Source organism: Photobacterium sp. R1 (assembly GCF_054600795.1).
On record NZ_BAAHZP010000477.1, the window covers coordinates 1 to 279 of the forward strand.

The following is a 279-nucleotide window of genomic DNA, read 5'->3' on the forward strand; positions in this document are numbered from 1 at the left end:
CAGGTATGAATCCGCAACAATATTACCAGACCTTAACTGAAAAGCATGGTGAGTGCCGTTACAGCCGGTTACAAGCGGTAGCAAACAGCGCGCAAAAAGCCGTTCTGAGCAAACTGTCTCCAGACATGGTCAAGGCTGATACATTGGCTGGTGATAGCATTACCGCCCGTCTGACCCATGCTCCGGGTAATGGTGCTGCCATTGGTGGTTTGAAAATTACCACAGAGAATGGCTGGTTCACGGCGCGACCTTCAGGTACTGAAGAAATTTACAAGATCT

Annotated in this window: 1 pseudogene; it reads left to right on the forward strand. The window is 49.1% G+C overall.

Annotation, left to right across the window (positions count from 1 at the left end):
• A pseudogene (locus ACYP03_RS25930) lies at positions 1 to 279 on the forward strand (phosphoglucomutase, alpha-D-glucose phosphate-specific); the annotation flags it as partial.